At 63.3% G+C, this 21,648-nt stretch carries 17 protein-coding genes; 13 read left to right on the forward strand and 4 right to left on the reverse strand.

The features are described 5' to 3' along the window. Window positions 1-8: 8 nt before the first annotated feature. From BN1127_RS18120 to BN1127_RS18145, 7 genes are all read left to right on the forward strand, one after another. Window positions 9-863: an enoyl-CoA hydratase-related protein gene (locus BN1127_RS18120; RefSeq protein WP_042650373.1), complete on the forward strand. Its 855-nt coding sequence runs from the start codon at window positions 9-11 to the stop codon at window positions 861-863. Further along, window positions 860-994, forward strand: coding sequence for a hypothetical protein (locus BN1127_RS23005; protein ID WP_263685432.1), 135 nt, complete (start codon window positions 860-862; stop codon window positions 992-994). Before BN1127_RS18120 ends, BN1127_RS23005 begins: the two co-directional genes overlap by 4 nt. Beyond that, window positions 991-2,952 (forward strand): ATP-binding protein, encoded by a 1,962-nt coding sequence (locus BN1127_RS18125; protein ID WP_042650374.1) that lies wholly within the window; start codon window positions 991-993, stop codon window positions 2,950-2,952. The genes BN1127_RS23005 and BN1127_RS18125 overlap by 4 nt, the downstream gene beginning before the upstream one ends. Next, window positions 2,949-3,920: a hydroxymethylglutaryl-CoA lyase gene (locus tag BN1127_RS18130; RefSeq protein WP_042650375.1), complete on the forward strand. Its 972-nt coding sequence runs from the start codon at window positions 2,949-2,951 to the stop codon at window positions 3,918-3,920. Before BN1127_RS18125 ends, BN1127_RS18130 begins: the two co-directional genes overlap by 4 nt. A 57-nt stretch (window positions 3,921-3,977) precedes the next feature. Beyond that, window positions 3,978-4,406, forward strand: a complete 429-nt coding sequence (locus tag BN1127_RS18135) for a MerR family transcriptional regulator (protein WP_005324139.1) — start codon at window positions 3,978-3,980, stop codon at window positions 4,404-4,406. A gap of 272 nt (window positions 4,407-4,678) precedes the next feature. Further along, window positions 4,679-7,582 (forward strand): DUF748 domain-containing protein, encoded by a 2,904-nt coding sequence (locus BN1127_RS18140; protein WP_171268979.1) that lies wholly within the window; start codon window positions 4,679-4,681, stop codon window positions 7,580-7,582. A gap of 764 nt (window positions 7,583-8,346) precedes the next feature. Next, a complete protein-coding gene (locus BN1127_RS18145; RefSeq protein WP_005315399.1) occupies window positions 8,347-8,943 on the forward strand; it encodes an acetate uptake transporter in 597 nt (198 codons plus the stop codon). Window positions 8,944-9,021: 78 nt separating this feature from the next. Here BN1127_RS18145 and BN1127_RS18150 read toward each other — a convergent pair whose 3' ends face one another. Further along, window positions 9,022-9,831: a M90 family metallopeptidase gene (locus BN1127_RS18150; protein WP_042650376.1), complete on the reverse strand. Its 810-nt coding sequence runs from the start codon at window positions 9,829-9,831 to the stop codon at window positions 9,022-9,024. Window positions 9,832-9,850: 19 nt separating this feature from the next. Then, a complete protein-coding gene (locus BN1127_RS18155; protein WP_042650377.1) occupies window positions 9,851-10,282 on the reverse strand; it encodes a GNAT family N-acetyltransferase in 432 nt (143 codons plus the stop codon). 306 nt (window positions 10,283-10,588) lie between these two features. On the opposite strand from BN1127_RS18155, the gene BN1127_RS18160 reads away from it, so the two are divergent. Continuing rightward, the gene (locus BN1127_RS18160) at window positions 10,589-12,088 is read left to right on the forward strand and encodes an alanine/glycine:cation symporter family protein (RefSeq protein WP_041205868.1); all 1,500 of its coding nucleotides are present in this window, start codon (window positions 10,589-10,591) and stop codon (window positions 12,086-12,088) included. A gap of 69 nt (window positions 12,089-12,157) precedes the next feature. On the opposite strand, the gene BN1127_RS18165 is transcribed toward BN1127_RS18160, so the two are convergent. Beyond that, window positions 12,158-12,964, reverse strand: coding sequence for a crotonase/enoyl-CoA hydratase family protein (locus tag BN1127_RS18165; protein WP_042650378.1), 807 nt, complete (start codon window positions 12,962-12,964; stop codon window positions 12,158-12,160). A 158-nt stretch (window positions 12,965-13,122) separates the two neighbouring features. On the opposite strand from BN1127_RS18165, the gene BN1127_RS18170 reads away from it, so the two are divergent. The 5 genes from BN1127_RS18170 (at window position 13,123) to BN1127_RS18190 (ending at window position 19,414) form a co-directional block, all read left to right on the forward strand. Next, entirely contained in the window at window positions 13,123-14,910 is a 1,788-nt protein-coding gene (locus BN1127_RS18170; RefSeq protein ID WP_042650379.1) for a putative nucleotidyltransferase substrate binding domain-containing protein, read from the forward strand. Between the two features lie 2 nt (window positions 14,911-14,912). Next, window positions 14,913-15,539, forward strand: coding sequence for a 3'-5' exonuclease (locus BN1127_RS18175; RefSeq protein ID WP_042650380.1), 627 nt, complete (start codon window positions 14,913-14,915; stop codon window positions 15,537-15,539). Window positions 15,540-15,646: 107 nt separating this feature from the next. Next, window positions 15,647-15,958, forward strand: coding sequence for a DUF485 domain-containing protein (locus BN1127_RS18180; protein ID WP_005324119.1), 312 nt, complete (start codon window positions 15,647-15,649; stop codon window positions 15,956-15,958). Then, window positions 15,955-17,610, forward strand: coding sequence for a cation acetate symporter (locus tag BN1127_RS18185; protein WP_042650381.1), 1,656 nt, complete (start codon window positions 15,955-15,957; stop codon window positions 17,608-17,610). Before BN1127_RS18180 ends, BN1127_RS18185 begins: the two co-directional genes overlap by 4 nt. A 211-nt stretch (window positions 17,611-17,821) precedes the next feature. Next, window positions 17,822-19,414 (forward strand): ABC-F family ATPase, encoded by a 1,593-nt coding sequence (locus BN1127_RS18190; RefSeq protein ID WP_042650382.1) that lies wholly within the window; start codon window positions 17,822-17,824, stop codon window positions 19,412-19,414. Window positions 19,415-19,711: 297 nt separating this feature from the next. Here BN1127_RS18190 and ppiD read toward each other — a convergent pair whose 3' ends face one another. Further along, window positions 19,712-21,625: a peptidylprolyl isomerase gene (gene ppiD, locus BN1127_RS18195; RefSeq protein ID WP_042650383.1), complete on the reverse strand. Its 1,914-nt coding sequence runs from the start codon at window positions 21,623-21,625 to the stop codon at window positions 19,712-19,714. Window positions 21,626-21,648 lie beyond the last annotated feature (23 nt).

Raw genomic sequence — 21,648 nt, forward strand, 5'->3', positions numbered from 1 at the left:
AGTTCGACATGTCCGACCCACTGTACAATGACCCCCTGGCAGGCTGTCGGCTGGAGCGCCACGGTCCGCTGGTTGAGCTGGTGTTGGCACGCCCCGCCCGCCACAACGCCCTCGACGCCGATCTGATGCAGGAACTGCTCGATTGCCTCGATGATCTGGCCCATCGCCACGGCCAGCCGCTGGCAGAACGTCCCCACGTCCTGCTGCTGCGGGCAGAGGGCCGGCACTTTTGTGCTGGCGCCGACCTCAACTGGATGCGCAACCAGCTTCAGGGCGACTTCGATCCCACCTCGTTTGAAAAGAACCGGGAAGATGCCCGGGTACTGGCCAGGCTGATGCAAGCCCTGGACGAGCTCCCCTTCCCCACCGTGGCGCTGGTGCAGGGGGCGGCCTATGGCGGTGCCCTCGGTCTGCTCTGTGCCTGTGACATCGTACTGGCCAGCGACGACGCCCGCTTCTGTCTCTCAGAGGTGAGCCTGGGGCTGGTACCTGCGGTGATCAGCCCCTATGTGGTACGCGCCATGGGAATGCGTCAGGCCCGCCGCTACATGCTGAGTGCCGAGCCCTTCGATGCCATCACTGCCTGCCGCCTCAACGTGGCGCACCGGCTCTGCACGCCGGATCAGCTGCTCTCGGAGGGCCGGGCCTTGGGCATGCGGCTGTGCCGCAACGGCCCGGAGGCGATGAAGGAGACCAAGCGGCTGCTGGCCGCCATCGAACACCAGCCCGGTCATCAGCACGAAGAGATCACCGTCGAGACCATAGCCCGGGTACGGGTCGGACTCGAAGCCCAGGAGGGGATGCAGGCCTTCTTCGACAAGCGCCCCCCCAGCTGGCGCCCCCGTTTCAAGGATGAAACATGACTCAATACCAGCCCATCAAACGCCTTCTTGTCGCCAACCGCGGCGAGGATAACCGGGGGGCGGAGCAACGCCTTGCCCCCCTCGATCTCTTCATGAACGAGTTTGCCTTTATTCACCAGGAGCAGACATGACACATCAGGCTCCCATCAAACGCCTGCTGATCGCCAATAGAGGCGAAATCGCCGTGCGCATCATCCAGACCGCCCGCCGCCTCGGTATTCACACCATAGCCCTCTACTCGGACGCCGACGCTCGCGCCATGCATGTGCGGGAAGCGGACGAGGCCTGGCACCTGGGGCCCGCCCCCGCACGGGAAAGCTACCTCGACGCGGCCAAGGTGCTGAAGATTGCCAACGCGGCCGAGGCCGACGCCGTGCACCCCGGCTACGGTTTTCTGTCGGAGAACAGCAACTTTGCCAGCGCCTGCACCAGCCAGGGGCTGCGCTTTATCGGCCCAAGTGGCGCCGCCATCCTCGCCATGGGGGACAAGTCCGGCGCAAAGGCGCTGATGCAGGCGGCCGGCGTCCCCGTGCTGCTCGGCTATCACGGCGCAGATCAAGGAGCGGCGCTGCTGCGTGATCAGGCACACCTGGTCGGCTTCCCGCTCCTTATCAAGGCCGCCAGCGGTGGCGGCGGCAAGGGGATGCGCCGGGTCGAACAGCCAGGCGAGTTTGACGCCGCGTTGGCGGCGGTGAAACGGGAAGCCCTGGCCGCCTTCGGGGATGACAGGGTGCTGCTCGAGCGCTACCTCCCCCGGGCCCGCCATGTGGAGGTGCAGATCTTCGCCGATACCCTCGGCAACGCCATCTATCTGGGGGACAGGGACTGCTCCTTGCAGCGCCGCCATCAGAAAGTAATAGAAGAAGCCCCCGCGCCGGATATAGCACCCACGCTTCGCCGCGCCATGGGCGAGGCCGCCGTGGCCGCCGCCCGGGCCATCGACTATGTAGGGGCCGGTACCATCGAATTTCTGCTGTGCGGGGACGAGTTCTTCTTCATGGAGATGAACACACGGTTGCAGGTGGAGCACCCGGTCACCGAGGCCGTCACCGGCCAGGATCTGGTGGCCTGGCAGTTGGCGGTCGCCGAGGGCAAGCCGCTGCCGCTGACTCAGGAAGAGGTAGTGCTGCGCGGCCATGCGGTGGAGGCGCGCCTCTACGCCGAGGACGTCGGGGCAGGCTTCTTGCCCGCCAGCGGTCCCATCCAGTGGCTGCACTGGCCACAGGGGGTGCGCATCGACACCGGCGTCGCCGCTGGCGATGAAGTCAGCCCCTATTACGATCCCATGATCGCCAAGCTGGTCGCCCACGGCCAGAGCCGGGCCGAGGCCTTCGCCAGGCTGGCCGATGCCCTGGCGGCCCTGAGTCTCGGCCCCCTGGTGCACAACGGCCCGCTGCTGCTGCGCCTGTGCGAGGAGCCGGACGTACTGGCCATGGCACACCACACCCAGTGGCCCATTCCGACCGAATCGCTGGCCACCCCGACCCTCGCCTGGCCGCTCGCCACCCTCTGGCTCGCCAGCCGCACCGGCCCCTCCCCCTGGCAGCAGGCCCCCGGTTTTCGGCTGGGCGACCTCAGAAGCCTGACGGCGGCGGTGCGGATCGGCGAAGAGGCCCGGGTGCTGACCCTTGCCGAGCGCGCCGGTCGGCTCACATGGCAAGGGGAAACCTACCCTTATGAGCTGGGCACTGATTTTGTCCGCCTGCAGCGGGCGGGCCGCTGGGTACGCTGCCCCGTCATCCCGGCGGCAGAGGGCGCTTTCGTGCTGCAGCTGGATGGCCGGCGCATTCCGTTCGCCGCCGATGATCAACGCCACAGACCGCATCATGATCACGACGCGGCCCAGGGCGCCGTGGCCCCCATGCACGGCATGGTGGTGGCACTGCTGGTCGAGGTCGGGCAATCCGTCAGCAAGGGGCAATCCCTGCTGGTGCTGGAGGCGATGAAGATGGAACACGTCCTGAAAGCAGACAAGGAGGGGGTGATCACCGCCCTCTCCTGCCGCCAGGGGGATCAGGTGAGCCAGGGCGCCGTCCTGGTGCACTTTGCCGACCCGAGCACAGAGAACGCCGAGGGAGGTGCAGCATGAGCAAGGAGCATGGCACCCCCATCGACAGGGTCAGCCTGGTGGAGGTGGGGCCGCGGGATGGCCTGCAGAACGAACCCCGCCTGTTGTCGCTGGCGCAGCGGCTTCTGCTTATCAACCGCCTCGCAGAGAGCGGCCTGCAGCGGATCGAGGTGGGGGCCTTCGTCTCCCCGAAACGAGTGCCGCAGATGGCGGACTCCGCCGAACTGTTCAAGGCCCTGCCGCGCAAGGGAGCGACCCGCTATGGTGCCCTGGTGCCCAATTTGCAGGGCCTGCAGGCCGCGATCCAGGCCAGGGTCGACGAGATTGGCCTCTTCACCGCCTGCTCAGACGGCTTCACCCGCGCCAACATCGGCATCGGCGTCGAAGAGTCACTGATCCGCTTCGCCCCTCTGGTAGCTGAGGCTCGCCGCCTCGGCATCAAGGTGCGGGGTTACCTCTCCACCGTCATCGCCTGTCCCTATGACGGCCCGACCCGCCCGAAACGGGTCGCCGCCCTGGCCGAGCGGCTGCTGGATCTCGGCTGCCACGAGATATCCCTCGGCGACACCATAGGAACAGGCACCCCGGGCACCGTCGCCCCCATGCTGGATGCGGTGCTGCACGAAGTCCCGGCCGGCCGGCTCGCGGTGCATTTTCACGACACCTATGGCCAGGGGCTCGCCAACCTGTTGCCGGCACTCGAGCGCGGCATCCGCACCATAGACTGCTCGGTGGCAGGGCTGGGTGGCTGCCCCTATGCCCCTGGGGCCTCCGGCAACGTCGCCTCGGAGGAGGTGGTCTATCTGCTGCACGGCCTTGGCATGAGTACGGGGGTAAACCTCGACAAGCTGGCCGCCACCGGTCAGTGGGTGAGCGAGCAGCTCGGCCGTCCCAACGGCTCGCGAGTCGGGCAGGCGCTCCATGCCAGGGCCAGAGAGCTGCAGCCAGGACTCGATGAGATAGCACAAGGAGAGTGCCATGACCCCTGAAAGCGCCCCCGCCGGGGAGAAGAGCGGCAGCATGTCGTCATGTCAGGAGGTTGACCCATGCAGGATCAGGCCATGAGAGGCGGCAGTTTCTGCGGCAAGGAGAGAACCTACAGCATCTCCGAGCTGGCTCAGGAGTTCGACATCACCCCGCGCACCATCCGCTACTACGAGGACGAGGGGCTGATCACCCCGGCCCGGGAGGGGCAGACCCGCATCTACAGCCACAAGGACAGGATCCGCCTGAAATTGACCCTGCGTGGCAAGCGGCTCGGCTTCAGCCTGGCGGAGATCCGCGAGCTGTTCGACATGTATGACACCGACCGCTCGAGCCGGATGCAGCTGCACTCCATGATCCAGCTCATCGAGGCCAGGCGTCACTCCCTGCGCCAGCAGCTCGAAGATATCCAGATGGTGATGGCAGAGCTCGACGCCGCGGAGCAGCGCTGCATCCAGTCACTGAGCGGCTTGAAAACCGACGGGGATTGACTGAATCTGGGGGCATCTCGCCCCCGGAGTCCCCTATGTCGCAAAGGTGCATCCCATATGGCAAGCCCCGGCCCAGATCTTGGCAAAATACCCCCATGACCCCACCACGCCAGTCAGTCAGTCGCGGCATGCCTGGGTACCCTTGGTGCTTGCCAACGGGCGAAACCTGGCCTGGATCGCGCAATATTTCCCCAAGGCGGTCAGAGTGCGGCGCACCTCATGAGTCCTTTCCATGAACAGGGCCCGATTTATTGCTACCATGTGCGCATCCAATGGAGACCATCATGCTCAAGCCTCTGCCCGCTCGCCTGTTGCGTTACGCCCTCTATCTCTGCGCCGCCCTGCTCGTCTCCCTCTCCATCTTGCTCTGGCAAGCCCCCAACCTCATCCAGCGCCACCTGCCGGGCTGGCTCGCCACCCATTATGGTCTGCAGCTCACCCTGGGGAAGATAGAGGTCGGGCTGCGTTCCCCCTCCCTCACCCTGGGGCCCAGCGCCCTGCTCGATGAGCGGCAGCAGCCCCTGGTGTCGTTCGAAGAGCTGCGACTCATCCCCAGGCTGAAGGAGAGCTGGCACCAGCGCGTCCTGGTGCTGGAGGAGCTGACCCTGACCACCCCCAAGGTGAGTCTGGTACGCCTGGCGGATAACAAGGGAGAGGTTCGCTTCAATCTGACCGAGGCCCTAGCCCCCCTGCTCGACTCCCTGCAAACCAGGGAGCAGGCAGCATCGACCGGCGAGCCCCTGGTGGTGAGCATCAGCAAGCTGGCCCTGGCCCAGGGGCAATTTCACTATAGGGATAGCCGCAAGCAGCGCAGTCCGGGCTGGGTGCCGCCCCTCACCCTTGGCAAGCTCGCCCTGCAGCTGCCCGATTTTTCCAGCGCGCCGTCGGCCCTCAACCGCTATCAGCTGAGTGCGACCCTCAATGAGAAGAGCCCACTCAAGGCCGACGGCGAGTTCAACATCATCACGGGGACTGGCAAGGGGCAGCTCAGCCTCGGCAAGCTGGCGATCGCTCCCTTCGCTCCTCTCTGGGCACCCTATGTCAAGGCCACACTGGCCAGGGGAGAGGCCAGCGCCGAGCTGGCGTATCGGCTCACATCCGGCAAGCAGGGTCTGGCATGGCAGATCGCCAAGGGCAGGCTGACCCTGGCCAACTGGCAGCTCAAGGGTGCCAAGGGCGGCGAATTTGCCCGCTTCAACCAGTTGGCCCTGACCGGGATCCGGGTCGATGGCAGCAAGCAGAGCCTTGAGCTGGATACCGCCACTCTCAAGGCCCCCGCCGTCACCGCCGTGCTCGATGAGAAGCAGCAACTGGACTTGGCCGCGCTGCTGATCTCGCCGCCCGGCACCAAAGCGGCGACCAAACAGCCGACAGCGAGCAAGCCCTGGCGCTGGCAACTCAGACAGGCCCGCATCAGTCAAGGGGCACTCAAGCTGACCGAGTCCAGTAGCGGCAAGCCCCTGCTGCGGGAGCTCTCCGGGTTGGATCTCACCCTGGGCCCCCTCGGCAGCCAGACCGGCCAACCCAGCCCCCTCACCCTGGCCGGCACACTCCCTCCCCAGGCGACGGTGGCCTTTGATGGCACCCTGGATCTTGGCCCCTTCGCCCTGAACGGCACCCTCAAGCAGCAGGGCCTGCCGCTCACCCTGGCGCAGCCCTACCTGCAGGATCTGCTGCGCATCAGCGTGCGGGACGGCATGCTTGCCAGCCGCACCCGACTGGACCTGGCCACCAACGACAAGGGGGCCCTCAGCAAGCTGGACGTCAGTGGCGGACTCGACATCGAGGGGCTCGATGTGCTGGATCGGGCCGACAACCAGCGCCTGCTGCAGATAGACAAGCTGCAACTGAGCGGGCTGCACTATGACGGCATCGGCCAGCAGCTGAAGATTGCCGACATCCTGCTGAGCAAGCCCTTCGCCCGCATCGAGATAAGCGAAACGGGCGTCACCAACGTCCAGCAGTTGCTGCTGCCGCAACCGGCCAGCAAGCAGAGCGCGCCCGCACCGCATATCCTCATCGACCAGGTCCGCACCACCCAGGGCAACCTGCGTTTCGCCGACCGCAGCCTGAGCCCGGAATTCGTGGTGGACATCGCCTCCCTTGAGGGCCAGAACCGCCACATCAGCAACACACCGGGCCAACGCTCCGAGCTCGCCTTTCATGGCAAGGTGGACAGATACGCCCCGGTGACCATCCGGGGGGGCGCCAACCTGCTGATCGACGATCCCGTGCTCGATGTCGCCGTGGCCTTCAACAACCTGGAGCTCACCACCTTCACCCCTTACTCCAGCACCTATGCCGGCTACGCCATCGACAAGGGGCAGCTCTCCATGAAGCTCAACTACAAGTTGCAAGGCAACCGGCTGGAGGGAGACAACGACATCACCATCAAGAAGCTGCAACTCGGCGAGAAGGTCAAAAGCGAGCAGGCTAGGGATCTGCCGCTGGGGCTCGCCATCGCCCTGCTGAGCGACGCCAGCGGCGTCATCAAGATGAACCTCAAGGTGAAGGGCAACCTGGATCAGCCGGATTTCAGCCTGGGCAACATCTTCTGGGACGTGCTCGGCAACACCTTGAGCAAGGCCATCACCTCCCCCTTCTCCCTGCTGGCTTCCCTGACAGGGGGCACCAAGGATCTCGATGAGCTCCCCTTCCTGCCCGGTGATCCCGCCCTCACCCCTAGCCAGCAGAGCAAGCTGACCACCCTGGCTCAGGCACTGAAAGACAGACCCAGGCTCAGCATGAACATCCGCGGCAAGGTCAACTTCAACGAGGAGCGCCCCATCTTGCAGCGCCAGAAGCTGGAGCGGGTGCTGGCCAAGCTGACCGGCAACCCGGTGGATCTCGCCCTGCTGGAGCAGGACCCCGCCCTGCAGAGTGCCCTGGCCGAGGCCTATGAGGCCAAGTTCAACGAAGATCTCGGCACCCTGGCCGACCGGCTGCAACTCGATGAAGGGAGCGGTGCCCTGCGCACCCAGGCGGTGATCCTGCTGCGGGACCAGCAGCTGATCACCGCCAAGTCCCTGCGCAACCTCGCCATGCGCCGGGCCCAGAACACCAAGGAGTACCTGGTGGATACTCAGGGCATCACGCCGGATCGCCTGTTCGTGCTCGACAGTCAGGTCAAGGAGAGCGACAAGGAGGCCAAGGTAGTCCTCACCCTGGATAATTGAGCCGCGATGATGGCCCCGCGAAGGGGGGATTCCCCCTTCTGGCTCGCGCTCTCAGCCCCTCTTTCTGCTCCCTTCTCTGCTCGCCTCTTTGCTTGCTTCCTTGCTGGCCACACGCCCTTGGCCCTGCACCATCCTTTGCGCATAAGCACCAACCCACCCCATGGGCGGGTGGAAAATCCGGCGCTCCCACACAGGCCAGCTTCCAGGTGGTGAGCAGACCGCCTCTGTAAACCTGCGCTCCCCTCAAGCCGGTTGGCAGCAGATATGCACGCCTTCCTTTTCCTCGAGCTTCCTGAAGGAAGATTCCAGGCTCCGCTGGCCGGTCTCCTGGGTCGGACCCAGCACCACGCCCCTGCCCGGTCCTGAGGGCGCCTCTGCCTGGCGTCGGGGCTATGCCGTCAATCAGCAGAGGGTTCCAGAGGATCAAGTGGTGCTGAACACCTCTTGTCTGATGGCATATGAGATTAATTTTCAACCCAGGCGTCGCTTGTTCCAGCGCGCGGTGGGCCCGCAAACCGGTCATCGCGGCAGACGCTCCTTTTGTTACCCGTTTTCATTTCGGGAGCCTTTCATACAAAAAAGCAACATTGAAAACGTTATCCATTCACCCGTCGTCTACCTGAATGACACGAATGGTTGGTCACTTAAAATTTCCTGTCATTTTTTTACCATTTAGCCTCCTCACCCCCTTGCTCGGGGCCGAGAGCCTGCCTAAAATCGCGCGTCTTTTATCAACCCCCACCTCTATTTTTGGAGAACGCCACGTGAGCGAAAAATTGGCCAACCCTGCCCCTCTGGGTCTGATGGGTTTCGGTATGACCACCATTCTGCTGAACATCCATAACGCAGGTTTCTTCCCCATCAGCGCCATGATCCTGGCCATGGGTCTGTGCTATGGCGGTCTGGCCCAGATCATCGCCGGCATCATGGAGTTCAAGCGTGGCAACACCTTCGGTGTCACCGCCTTCATCTCCTACGGCACCTTCTGGTGGAGCCTGGTGTTCCTGCTGGTGATGCCGACCATGGGTCTGGCCGAAGCCACTCCCCACGCCTACATGGGCTGGTACCTGCTGATGTGGGGCATGTTCACCCTCTTCATGCTGGTGGGCACCGTCAACTTCCCGCGCGTGAAGCAGTTCGTGTTCGCCTCCTTGACCGTGCTGTTCTTCCTGCTGGCCGCCCGTGACTTCACCGGCAGCACCCTGATCGGCACCATCGCCGGTTTTGAAGGGATCATCTGCGGCGCCAGCGCCATCTACCTGGCCATGGCCACCGTGATCAACGAGCAGTTCGGCCGCACCGTGCTGCCCATCGGCGATCACAAGAAGGCCGCCGCAGTCCAGCTCAAGGCTGCCGCATAATCTGCCGCGCCCCGGCGCTCGCGCCCATGCAAAAGGCACCCTCGGGTGCCTTTTGTTTTTCTGTCGCCGGGACGCCAGTCAGCTGTGCAGCTCACCATCTCCCGCCAGCAATCGGGTGGCCGGAAAACGGGCGGCAGGCTGCTGACCGTAGAAGCGGGTGAACTGCTCATATACCGCCGGATAGGTGTCGCGCAGGCGCAGGGGCTCGGTGAAGAAGCTCTCGCTGCACACCGCGAAGAACTCGGCGGGGTGCGTGGCGGCATAGGGGTCTATCTGCGTTACCTCTCCCCTGGCCAGCGCTGCATTCATCTCATCGAACGCGCTCTGCAGCGCCTGGGTCCATTGCCGCTGATCCATGCTGCTCGGGAGCGGCGGCCCCCCGTCGGCATCCCCTCCCAGCATGTCGAGCTTGTGGGCCAGCTCGTGGATCACCAGGTTGAAGCCATCCCAGTCCCCATCCTGCTGCAACTCGCTCCAGGCCAGCACCAGGGGTCCCTGGGGCCAGGACTCGCCGGCGTTCTCCTCTTCAAACTCGCTCACCAGCCCGAACTCGTCCTGCACCTCCTGACGGCGGGTCACGGGTTCGGGGATGATGATCACCTCGTGAAAACCGCGATACCACTCCAGCCCCAGGTGCAGGATGGGCAGCACCGCCTGCAGGGCCAGCACTCCCTGCTGACGGGGTGTAAGCTCGACCCCGAGCTGGGTCAGCGTCTTGCGGGAGAGGAAGTGGCGAGCCAGTTCAATCAGTTGCTCCTCCTCCTCCCCGGAGAAGCCCTGCAAGATGGGCACGGCCGCCAAGGCCTGCTGCCACTCCAGCGCTCCCAAGGCATGACTCTCAGCAGGGGATGCAAGACCGAATACCGCTTTCAACCTGGACCAGAACACACAGACTCCTCATGCCGCATCAGAATAATTTCACGAACCGTTTCGGTCGCTCGCCATACCCTTGCGCCAGGTAGAAGCGATGAGCCCCCTCGCGCTTGAGGCTGCTGGAAAGCTCCAGTTGGCTGCAACCCGAGGCCAGCGCTCGCGCCTCGGCCGCCGCCAGCAGCCGGGCCCCCATGCCGCCGCCCCTTGCACCTTCATCGATAACCAGCGCCGAGATCAGGCCCCAGGCTGGTGCAAGGTGCATGGGCTGCAACCTATGCCATACCAGCACCCCGACCATCTCCCCATGATAGAGGGCCACCAGCACCTCCCGGGCCGGATCGGGTTCAGCCAGCCGCCCGTCCACCGTATCGCCCGGGGTCGGATACCCCAGTTGTGCGAACAGCGCTGACAGCAGGGCGCCATCCCCCTGCTCGGCGAGACGAATGGTGTAGTCATTTTCTTTCATTGTCACTCCTGGCCTCCCATTTGCATTATCCCCTCTGAACCCTGGATACGACAAACATGCACCTGCAAGTTCCGAATCTTGTCCAGTTCCATTCACCATTTGTTAATGTCAATTCACAAATTAACAAAGTGACAACACTTTTCACTAGGAAGGGTCGATACAAACCGATATGTTAAATCCCGCGGACTAACCAGTCGAAAGTCCCGCACAATACTGAGTGACCCCCTTGGTCACCGCATATTTCAATATTAAGGGAGCGAGGCATATAGACCTCGCCAAGACAGCGCAACAAAGGAGTTGTTGTACATGAATGAGATCGTCAATGCCATCAATGGCGTGATTTGGAGCCCAGCGCTCATCTATCTGTGCCTGGGGGTGGGCCTCTACTTCTCCCTGCGCAGCCGTTTCCTGCAACTGCGTCACTTGAAGGGCATGATACGCCTGATGTTCCAGGGCAAGGGCAACGATGCCGGTGTCTCCTCCTTCCAGGCGCTCTCCATGACCCTGGCCGGTCGGGTCGGTACCGGCAACATCGCCGGTGTCGCCACCGCCATCACCTTCGGGGGCCCGGGCGCCCTGTTCTGGATGTGGATGGTCGCCTTCCTCGGCGCCAGCTCCGCCTTCGTGGAGTCCACCCTGGGTCAGGTCTACAAGGAGAAGATCAACGGCGAGTACCGCGGCGGCCCGGCCTTCTACATCGAGAAAGGGCTCGGCATGAAGTGGTACGCCTGGACCTTCGCCATCGCCACCATCTTCGCCTGCGGCGTGTTACTGCCAGGGGTGCAAGCGAACTCCATCGGCTCCAGCCTGCAGACCGCCTTTGACATCGATCCGAACGTCACCGCCGCCGGTCTGGCGCTGCTGCTCGGCTTCATCATCTTCGGCGGCGTGAAACGCATCGCCAACTTCGCCAGTACTGTGGTGCCCTTCATGGCGCTCGGCTACATCATCGTCGCCTGCGTCATCATCGCCCTCAACATCGGCCAACTGCCCGGTGTGATCCTGCTGATCTGGAAGAGCGCCTTCGGGATGGAAGCCGGTTTCGGTGCCATTCTGGGTCTGGCCATCATGTGGGGTGTCAAACGTGGCGTTTACTCCAACGAAGCGGCACAGGGCACGGGGCCACACGCCTCTTCCGCCGCAGCGGTAAGCCACCCCGCCAAACAGGGCCTGGTGCAGGCGTTCTCCGTCTACATCGACACCCTGTTCGTCTGCTCCGCCACCGGTTTCATGCTGCTGATTACCGGGCTTTATAACGTACAGGGTCCGGACGGTGCCGCCATCTATACCGGCATCGCCGGCATCGCGGCCGGCCCCGGCTATGTGCAGACCGCCATGGAGAGCATGATGCCCGGCTTTGGCAACTACTTCGTCGCCATCGCCCTGTTCTTCTTCGCATTCACCACCATAGTGGCCTACTACTACATCGCCGAAACCAACATCGCCTTTATCAACCGCAAGATAAACCGCCCCTGGCTCACCTTCCTGTTGAAGATCGCGCTGATGGCTGCCACCGTCTACGGCACCGTCAAGACTGCCGATCTGGCCTGGGGCCTCGGTGACATCGGAGTCGGTCTGATGGCCTGGCTCAACATCGGTGCCATCCTGATGTTGCAAAAACCGGCCTTTGCTTGCCTCAAGGATTACGAGGCACAGCTGGCGCAGGGAATTGATCCCGTATTCCACCCGGAGAAACTCGGCATCAAGAACGCCGACTACTGGATTGACAACCGCGCCGAGGTCAACCTGATGCGCGAGCAAACCGGCCATCCCTTCGAGGCAGACCCGGATATCGTTGCCAAGTGATCAGAGGGCACAATGCAAAATGGCAGCCTCGGCTGCCATTTTCATTTGCGTTGCATTGATGATGCGAACTCAGAGCGCGTTGCGGCGGGGTCCAAACGGCAGGCGCCAGCGAAACAGGCTGTTGAGAGTTGCCCGCCACTGGTTGGGACGCCCCAGGATCTGCTGCTGCAAACGGGTCTCTTCTTTCAGCATCACCTCATCGCTGCGGGCCCAGGCCTGATGGTAGAGCTGCTTGATCCCCGCCAGCGCATCCGGTGACTTGGTGATCAGGGTACTGGCGAACTCCCGCGCCGCGTCGAGGGGATCCTCGCAGACCCGGCTCACCAGCCCGAGCGCCCTGGCCTCCTGGGCATCCAGCTCGCGGCCACTCATGGCCAGCTCCATGGCCACGTCCACCCCCATCAGATTGCGCAGGGTGACGCTGCCACTCATGTCGGGGATGATGCCCCACTTGATCTCCATCACCGAGAAGCGGCAATCCGGGGTGCTGAAGCGAAAATCGGCCCCGAGCGCGATCTGCAGGCCGCCGCCAAAACAGACCCCCTGAGTCACCGCGATCACCGGCACCGGCAACTGGTGCCAGCCGTAGGCGACCCGCTGGGCCAGGTTGGTCGCCTCATCCGCCTCGCGCCTCAATATTTCCAGGGCCGCCACCGGCTGCCTCAGCATGGATTTCACATCCAGTCCGGCGCAGAACGCCCGCCCCTCGCCGTGCAGGATCACCGCCCGCAGCCCCTTCTGCCGCGCCAACTGGTTCAGCGTCTCGTCGATGGCGCCAAACATGGCCCTGTCCAGCGCATTGAGCTTGTCCCCCCGGGTCAGCATCACCTCGGCGATGCCGTCCCGGATCTCGCACCTGATCCTTGGCTTGTCCATTTTCTTCCTCTTCCTTGTGCCGACACTGGTCATACCACAAGTTACCAGAGTGTGATCGACAGGTACAGGGAGGCCAGCCCCGCTCTGCGACTAAAGTCGGCTGGCCCCGCGCCGGCCCCTTTGCCAGACTGGCCCCATGCTCACGGCCGAGAATAGCCATGTCACTCCTGTTCGATTTTGCCCGCCCGCCGTTTGACTGCCTGGACGTGGCTGCCCGTGAACGACTCGGCCAGCGCCTCAGCATCTGCTACTTTCGCGCCGGTCAGACGGTGCTGCACCCCGGGGACGAGCCCGCCGGCCTCTATCTCGTCATTAAGGGCGCGGTGGAGGAGTCGGCGCCCCACCAGCCCTTCGGCGACTATGGCGTGGGAGACATGTTCGACGTGCGCGCCCAGTTCGACGGCCGCTGCCGCCATCGCTTCAGCGCCCTGGAAGACACCCTCTGCCAACTGATCCCCCGCGACACCTTCCAGGCGCTGTGCGACGCGCACCCCCCCTTCGCACACTATTTCACCGCAACCCTGGCCGAGCGCCAACGAGAGCAGGAGCGGCGCGGCCAGCTCGGGCAACAGAACCTGGCGGAATTCATTCTGACTCGCATCGACCCCGGTCATCTGCAGCCAGCCCTGCAACTGGACAGCCAGACCAGCCTGCTGGCCGCGAGCGAAGCCATGGCCAGCCGGGGCACCGACTGCCTGCTCTATCCCGCCTTTGACGGCAGTCTGAGCCTCGCCACCCGCAAGACCCTGCTCCATGCCCTGACCCTCAAGGGACTGCCCCTGACGGCGCCGCTGGCGGTGCTGACCCCGGCCCCCCTGATCGGCCTGGTGCAAGGCAGCTATCTGTTCGATGCCCTGCTGCTGATGACCCGCCACCGCATCAAGCGGCTGGTCATCTGGCAGGGGCAGGAAGTGGTGGGGATCCTTCACCTGACCCAGGTGCTGGGGCTCTTCTCCACCCACTCCCATGTGCTGACCCTGCGCATCGCTCGAGCCGACAGCTTGCCAGCACTGGAGGCGGTGGCACGGGAGCAGCAACAGCTGACCCGCTCCCTGTTTGCCCAGGGGATCCATACCCTATTTCTGATGAAGCTCATCGCCACCATCAACGAGCAGTTGATCGCCAAGGCCTTCGCCCTGGTGATCCCCCCCGAGGTGCAGGAGCAGGTGTGCCTGCTGATGCTGGGCTCGGAGGGACGCGGCGAGCAGATCCAGAAGACCGATCAGGACAATGCCCTGATCCTGCGAGATGACCTGGATTGGCCCGCTCGACAGGCCGATCTGGCCGCCTTCAGCACCCTGCTCGAGCGCCTGGGCTATCCCCCCTGCCCGGGGCGGGTGATGGTCAGCAACCCGGAGTGGGTGAAGGGCGCACAACAGTGGCAGGACGAGATAGAGCAGGCGTGCGTGCGTGCCAGCGAGGCCGATCTGCTGTGGCTCGCCACCCTGGCCGATGCCCAGGCCATCATGGGGGATCGTCCTCTGCTTACTCCCCTCGCCCGCCACCTGAGACAGTGCCTGGCCGACAGACCGGATCTGCTGGCGGAGATGGCCCGGGCGGCGGTCGCCTTCCACACCCCCCTCACCCTCTTTGGCCGGCTGGAACAGGCCCCCGAGGGGCTGGATCTCAAGCGGGGCGGCCTCTTCCCTTTGGTGCACGGCCTGCGGGTGCTGGCCCTGGAGGCAGAAGTGCTGGAGACCTCGACCCTGGGACGGATCGATGCCCTGGTGGCCATGGGGCGCCTCAGCCCCGACTATGGGGCCAACCTAGCGGAAGCCTTCCGGCTGTTTGTGCGGCTGCGGCTGCGCAGCCAGCTCAAGGATGGCGACAGCCGGGTACTGGTCACCGAACTCGCGCACGGGGAGCGGGATCTGCTGCGCCATGCCCTGCATCAGGTGAAGAAGTTCCAGCAGTGGCTCACCTTGCACTTTCGTCTTAGGCAATAGCCATGTTGCGCCGCTGGCGACGTCATTGGCTGGGTAGAGCCTTCCGGGACGGGGAGTTTGCCCCGCTCTTTGCAACCCCCCCAGGAGAGGAGTGGGTGGCGCTGGATTTCGAGACCACCAGCCTGGATCCTGCCAAGGCGGAGATCGTCTCCATCGGCGCGGTGCGCATCCAGGGCAACCGGGTGTTGACCGGAGAGGCCCTCAGCATCAGGGTGCAGCCACCGGCCAGTCTGAGCGCGCAGTCGGTGGTGATCCACGGCCTGCGCCATCAGGATCTGCAACAGGGCATGACGCTGGAAGCCTCGCTGCGCCTGCTGCTTGCCTTCATCGGGCCCCGTGAACTGGTGGGTTACCACATCGCCTATGACCTGCACATTCTCAACCTGGCCTGCCAGCGGCTCTGGGGGCTGACCCTGCCCCAGCGCGGCCTGGAGGTGAGCCGGCTCTATCATGACCGCCTCTACCGACGCTACCCTGACGCCGTCATCGATCTGCATCTGGCCGCCATCTGCCAGCATCTGGGACTGCCGGCCCTGCCCCTGCACGACGCCCTGAGTGACGCCACCGCCGCCGCCCTCATCTTTCTGCGCCTGCATCAGGGTGGCCCTCTGGCTTATCCCAAAGTCTAATTGTTCGAAAATAACATTTGCTTCACATTTTGATTACATGAGCAGGTCTGCTGCTCGGTAGGGACACCCTTCAATCACAGCTGACACAACCGTCACGGAGAACTGCAATGGAACAGCAACGTTATCTGAGGATCCAGCAAGATCCCAACTTCCAGGAGCTGGTCAGCAAACGCCAGCGCTTCGCCTGGACCCTCTCCATTCTGATGCTGGGGCTCTACCTGGCGTTCATCCTGCTCATCGCCTTTGCCCCGGGCTGGCTCGGCACTCCGCTCAGCGAAGGCTCCAGCATCACCCGCGGCATCCCGGTTGGCGTAGGCCTCATCGTCTCCTCCTTCGTGCTGACCGGCATCTATGTGCTGCGGGCCAACGGCGAGTTTGACGAGCTGAACCAGAAGATCCTCAAGGGAGTGCAATCATGAAAGGCAAGTCTCTGCTGCTGCTCACCGGCCTGGTCTCCACCCCCCTGCTGGCGGCCGATGCGCTGACCGGCGAGGTGCAACGCCAGCCCCTCAACATCTCGGCCATCGTGATGTTCGTGGTCTTCGTGACCGCCACCCTGTTCATCACCTACTGGGCCTCCAAGCGCAACCGCTCGGCCTCCGACTACTATGCCGCCGGCGGGCGCATCACCGGCTTCCAGAACGGGCTGGCCATCGCCGGTGACTACATGTCCGCCGCCTCCTTCCTCGGCATCTCCGCCCTGGTCTACACCTCGGGCTATGACGGTCTCATTTACTCCATCGGCTTCCTGGTGGGCTGGCCCATCATCCTGTTCCTGATAGCGGAAAGGCTGCGCAACCTCGGCAAGTACACCTTCGCCGATGTGGCTTCCTACCGCCTCAAGCAGACCTCGGTGCGCAGCCTCTCCGCCAGCGGCTCTCTGGTGGTGGTGGCCCTCTACCTCATCGCCCAGATGGTGGGTGCCGGCAAGCTCATCGAGCTGCTGTTCGGCCTGCAATACCATGTGGCCGTGGTGCTGGTCGGCATCCTGATGGTGCTCTACGTGCTGTTCGGCGGCATGCTGGCCACCACCTGGGTCCAGATCATCAAGGCGGTCATGCTGCTCTCCGGCGCCTCCTTCATGGCCATCATGGTGATGAAGTCCGTCAACTTCGACATCGGCGCCCTGTTCAGCGAGGCCGTCAAGGTTCATGCCAATGGCGCCGCCATCATGAGCCCGGGCGGTCTGGTGGCCGACCCTATCTCCGCCATCTCCCTCGGCCTGGCGCTGATGTTCGGCACCGCCGGCCTGCCCCACATCCTGATGCGTTTCTTCACCGTGAGCGACGCCAAGGAAGCCCGTAAATCGGTGTTCTATGCCACCGGCTTCATCGGCTACTTCTACATCCTGACCTTCATCATCGGCTTCGGTGCCATCCTGCTGGTCAGCACCAACCCGGACTTCAAGGACGCCACCGGCGCCCTGCTGGGAGGCACCAACATGGCAGCCATCCATCTGGCCGATGCCGTGGGGGGCAGCCTGTTCCTCGGCTTCATCTCCGCCGTGGCCTTCGCCACCATCCTCGCCGTAGTCGCCGGGTTGACCCTGGCGGGCGCCTCTGCGGTCTCCCACGACCTCTATGCCTGCGTCATCAAGGAAGGCAAGGCCAACGAAGCCGACGAGCTGCGCGTCTCCAAGATGACCACGCTAGTGCTGGGAGTGGTGGCCATCGGCCTGGGCATCCTGTTCGAGAAGCAGAACATCGCCTTCATGGTGGGTCTGGCCTTCTCCATCGCGGCAAGCTGCAACTTCCCGGTGCTCTTCCTCTCCATGTTCTGGTCCCGTCTCACTACCCGCGGCGCCGTCTATGGTGGCTGGCTGGGGCTCATCAGTGCCGTGACCCTGATGATCCTGGGCCCGACCGTGTGGGTGAAGGTACTGGGCCATGCACAGGCGATCTTCCCCTACGAATACCCGGCGCTCTTCTCCATGGCGCTGGCCTTCATCGGGATCTGGTTCTTCTCGGTCACCGACAAGTCCCAGAACGCCTCCGAGGAACACCAGAAGTTCTTCCCGCAGTTCGTCCGCTCCCAGACCGGGCTCGGTGCCTCCGGCGCCTCCGCCCACTAAGGTTGTCTGACCGCCCCCAAGCCGGCCCAGTGCCGGCTTTTTTCATTCAGGGCATTCCCCCTCGCCGCCTCTTTCCCGGCCCACCAGCGAGTGGCGCCTTTCCCGTCACATTCCCCCCTTGCAATGGGTCTCGATCACAGTTCTTGCTAAAACTTTCGGGGGATCTGTGCCATAATGCGCGCCATTTGACAGACAACCCGGGACATCTCCTTTGTTAAGCAGCAACAACATCACCATGCAGTTCGGCGCCAAGCCGCTGTTTGAGAACATCAGCGTCAAGTTTGGCGGCGGCAACCGCTACGGCCTCATCGGCGCAAACGGCTGTGGCAAGTCCACCTTCATGAAGATCCTCGGCGGCGATCTGGAGCCCACTGGCGGTAATGTGAGCCTGGACGTCAACGAGCGCATCGGTAAGTTGCGCCAGGATCAGTTCGCCTACGAAGAGATGCGCGTGCTGGACGTGGTCATGATGGGTCATAACGAGCTGTGGGCCGCCATCGCCGAGCGCGATGCCATCTATGCCAACCTCGACGCCACCGACGACGACTACATGAAGGCCGCCGAGCTGGAAGGCCTGGTCGCAGAATACGACGGCTATACCGCCGAATCCCGCGCCGGCGAGCTGCTGCTGGGTGCCGGCATCCCCATCGAGCTGCACAACGGCCCCATGAGCGAAGTGGCTCCTGGCTGGAAACTGCGGGTGCTGCTGGCACAGGCGCTGTTCTCCAACCCCGACATCCTGCTGCTGGACGAACCGACCAACAACCTGGACATCAACACCATTCGCTGGCTGGAGCAGGTGCTCAACGATCGTGAAAGTACCATGATCATCATCTCTCACGACCGTCACTTCCTGAACTCCGTCTGCACCCACATGGCGGATCTGGATTACGGCGAGCTGCGCGTCTACCCGGGCAACTACGACGAGTACATGACGGCGGCCACCCAGGCCCGCGAGCGTCTGATCTCCGACAACGCCAAGAAGAAGGCCCAGATTGCAGACCTGCAATCCTTCGTCTCCCGTTTCAGTGCCAACGCCTCCAAGTCGAGCCAGGCGACCTCACGCCTCAAGCAGATCGACAAGATCAAGATCGAGGAAGTGAAGGTCTCCAGCCGTCAGAACCCCTTCATCCGCTTCGAGCAAGACAAAAAGCTCTACCGCAACATCCTGGAAGTGGAAGGGGTGTCCAAGGGTTATGGTGAGGCGCCGCTGTTCAAGGGCCTGAGCATGATGCTGGAAGTGGGCGAGAAGGTCGCCATTCTGGGTACCAACGGTATCGGTAAATCCACCCTGATCAAGACCCTCATGGGTGAGCTGGCGCCGGACAGCGGCACCATCAAGTGGTCCGAGAATGCCCAGATCGGCTACTACGCCCAGGATCACGCCGACGATTTCGACACCGACCTCAACGTGTTCGACTGGATGGCCCAGTGGAAACAGGCCAACGAAGACGAGCAGGCGGTACGCTCTGTGCTGGGTCGTCTGCTGTTCACCCAGGACGACATCAAGAAGCCGGTCAAGGTGCTCTCCGGTGGCGAACAGGGTCGCATGCTGTTTGGCAAGCTGATGATGCAGCGCCCCAACATCCTGATCATGGATGAGCCGACCAACCACCTGGACATGGAATCCATCGAATCCTTGAACCTGGCGCTGGAGATGTATCAGGGCACCCTGATCTTCGTCTCTCACGACCGTGAGTTCGTGTCGTCCCTGGCGACCCGCATCATGGAACTGACCGAGAACGGCATCCGCGACTTCGGCGGCACCTACGAGGATTACCTGCGCAGCCAGGGCGTGGTGTAACCCCCGGGGTTTTCCATCGTAAAACCGGCGCCAATGGCGCCGGTTTTTTTATGCCTCCTTGTTCCCTTCTCCCCTGCGTCTCCCACTGCGAGAGCTGGGTTAGGAGAGCAAGAGCGCTGTGCAGGAGCCGCACGCTTGTCATACAACTATCCGGCTTATTCTCTGCCAGGATAGACAGCACAAGCCGGTACCCGGCCCTTCCCTCTTCAACCCGCCCGAGCTTGCCGAGCGGAGCATGGTCGGGACATAAAAAAACGGCTCCATCAGGGAGCCGTTTTCAATGAGGGCGTGTGTCGATTACTCGACGGTTGCCTCCACATCGGTGAAGTACTCGATCTTGGCCGCTTTGCGCAGCTCGTCGATCAGCGACTTGTAGTCGGCCTGAGCCTTGCCCTGACCGAGCTGGCCTTGCAGCAGGCTCACCATCTGGGATGGCTCCTTGGTCACATTGACCTTGTCGAGCGCCACCACTACGCGATCGCCATTGGCTTCGGCCACCAGCTCGACGCTCGGCTTGCCATCCTTCGGATGGGGCATGCGGAACACCTGGGCCAGCAGGTTCTGATCCATCTCCTGGGCGAAGCGGGAGACATCCTTGTGGCTCTCCACCTTCAGCCCGAGGGCGGTCAGAACGGCCTGGATGTCCTCGCCGGCGTGCAGCTTGTCGAGCAGGCCCTGGGCCTTGCCACGGGCTACTTCGCTGGCCTTCTCATGCTTGATGGCCGCAATCACCTGATCCTTGATCTCCGCCAGCGGCTTGGCCGCTTTCGGCTGGTGACCCATGATGTGCAGCACCAGCGCCTTGCCATCGGAGAGCTCGATCACGTCGGAGTTGGTGTTCTCGTCGCGCAGTTGCTCGGAGAAGGCAGCCGCAAGCACCTTGGGATCATTGAGGGGTGCCTGGGCATCGGCCTGGCTGAAGTAATCAGACGAGATCACCTTCAGACCCATGGCTTCGGCAGTCAGATCCAGCGAGTCCGGGTTCTCGAAGCTGCTGTCGGCCATCTTCTGCTGCTCGGCGAAGAACAGCTCCTTGGCCTTGTCCGCTTGCAGACGGCTGATGGTTTCGCTCATCACATCGGCGAACATCTTGGTCTTGGCGGGCTCGACGGCCAGCAGCTTGATGATGTGGAAACCAAACGGGCTCTTCACCACTGCGGAAAGATCCCCAGTCTTGGCCAGCGCAAAAGCCGCCTGCTCGAAGGCAGGATCCATCACCCCTTTCTCGAACCAGTCCAGTTCGCCGCCCTTCTTGGCGGAGAAGGTATCGCTGGAGTTGGCTTTGGCCAGGGTAGCGAAGTCTTCACCGCCCTTGACCTTGGCCAGCAGCTCGTCAGCCTTCTGCTGGGCCGCCTTCTCATCCTTGCCGAAGGGGATCAGGATGTGTGCCACGCGGCGACGCTCGGCACGCTGGAACAGGTCCTGGTGCTGATCGTAGTAATCCTGGGCATCCTGTTCGGTGACCTTGATGTTCTTGCCGAGGTTGGCGGCATCAAGCAGCAGGTAGTCAACCTTGACCTTCTCGTCGTTCATGAAGCGGCCGCTGTTGGCCTTGTAGAACTGATCCACCTCGGCGTCGCTCACCTCGACCTCACCCATGTAGGCGGAGGCAGCCAGGCGCACCAGGCGCAGGTCCCGGGTCTGGTTGTAGAGTTTGTCGAGCTGCTCGGCCTCGCCCTTGAGGGCGAACTCGGAGCCCAGCAGGGCGCCCATCAGTTGCTGGCGTACCATGTCCTGACGCAGGGAGTCGCGGAACATCTCAGGCGTCATGCCGGCGCGGCGGATCAGCTGCAGGTAGCGATCGTTGCTGAACTTGCCGTCCTCGGCAAACTCCGGCATCTCCACGATGGCCTGCTTGATCTGCTCGTCGCTGACGCGCAGGCCGAGGGAGCGGGCCTTGTCATCGATCAGCGCCTGATCGATCAGTCGGTCCAGCACGCCGCGGCGGAACTGTTTCATGTAGTCGGGGTTGGCGGTCAGCTGATTGAAGGCCTCACCCATTTGGGATTCCATGCGGGCCCGCTCGTTGCGATAGGCATTCTCCAGTGCGGGGGCACTGATCTCATTGCCGTTGACGGTAGCGGGGGCGGTACGTGCCGGGCCATTGAGGTAGCTGCCTACACCGGCCAAGGCAAAGGAGAGGATGATCAGGCCCAAGATAACCTTGGCTACCTTGCCCTGCGCCCCTTCGCGTAGTTTATCCAACATCATGTTTGTACTTATGCTCCCGAACT

The sequence above is a fragment of the Aeromonas media genome (assembly GCF_000819985.1).
Lineage (GTDB): Bacteria > Pseudomonadota > Gammaproteobacteria > Enterobacterales > Aeromonadaceae > Aeromonas > Aeromonas media.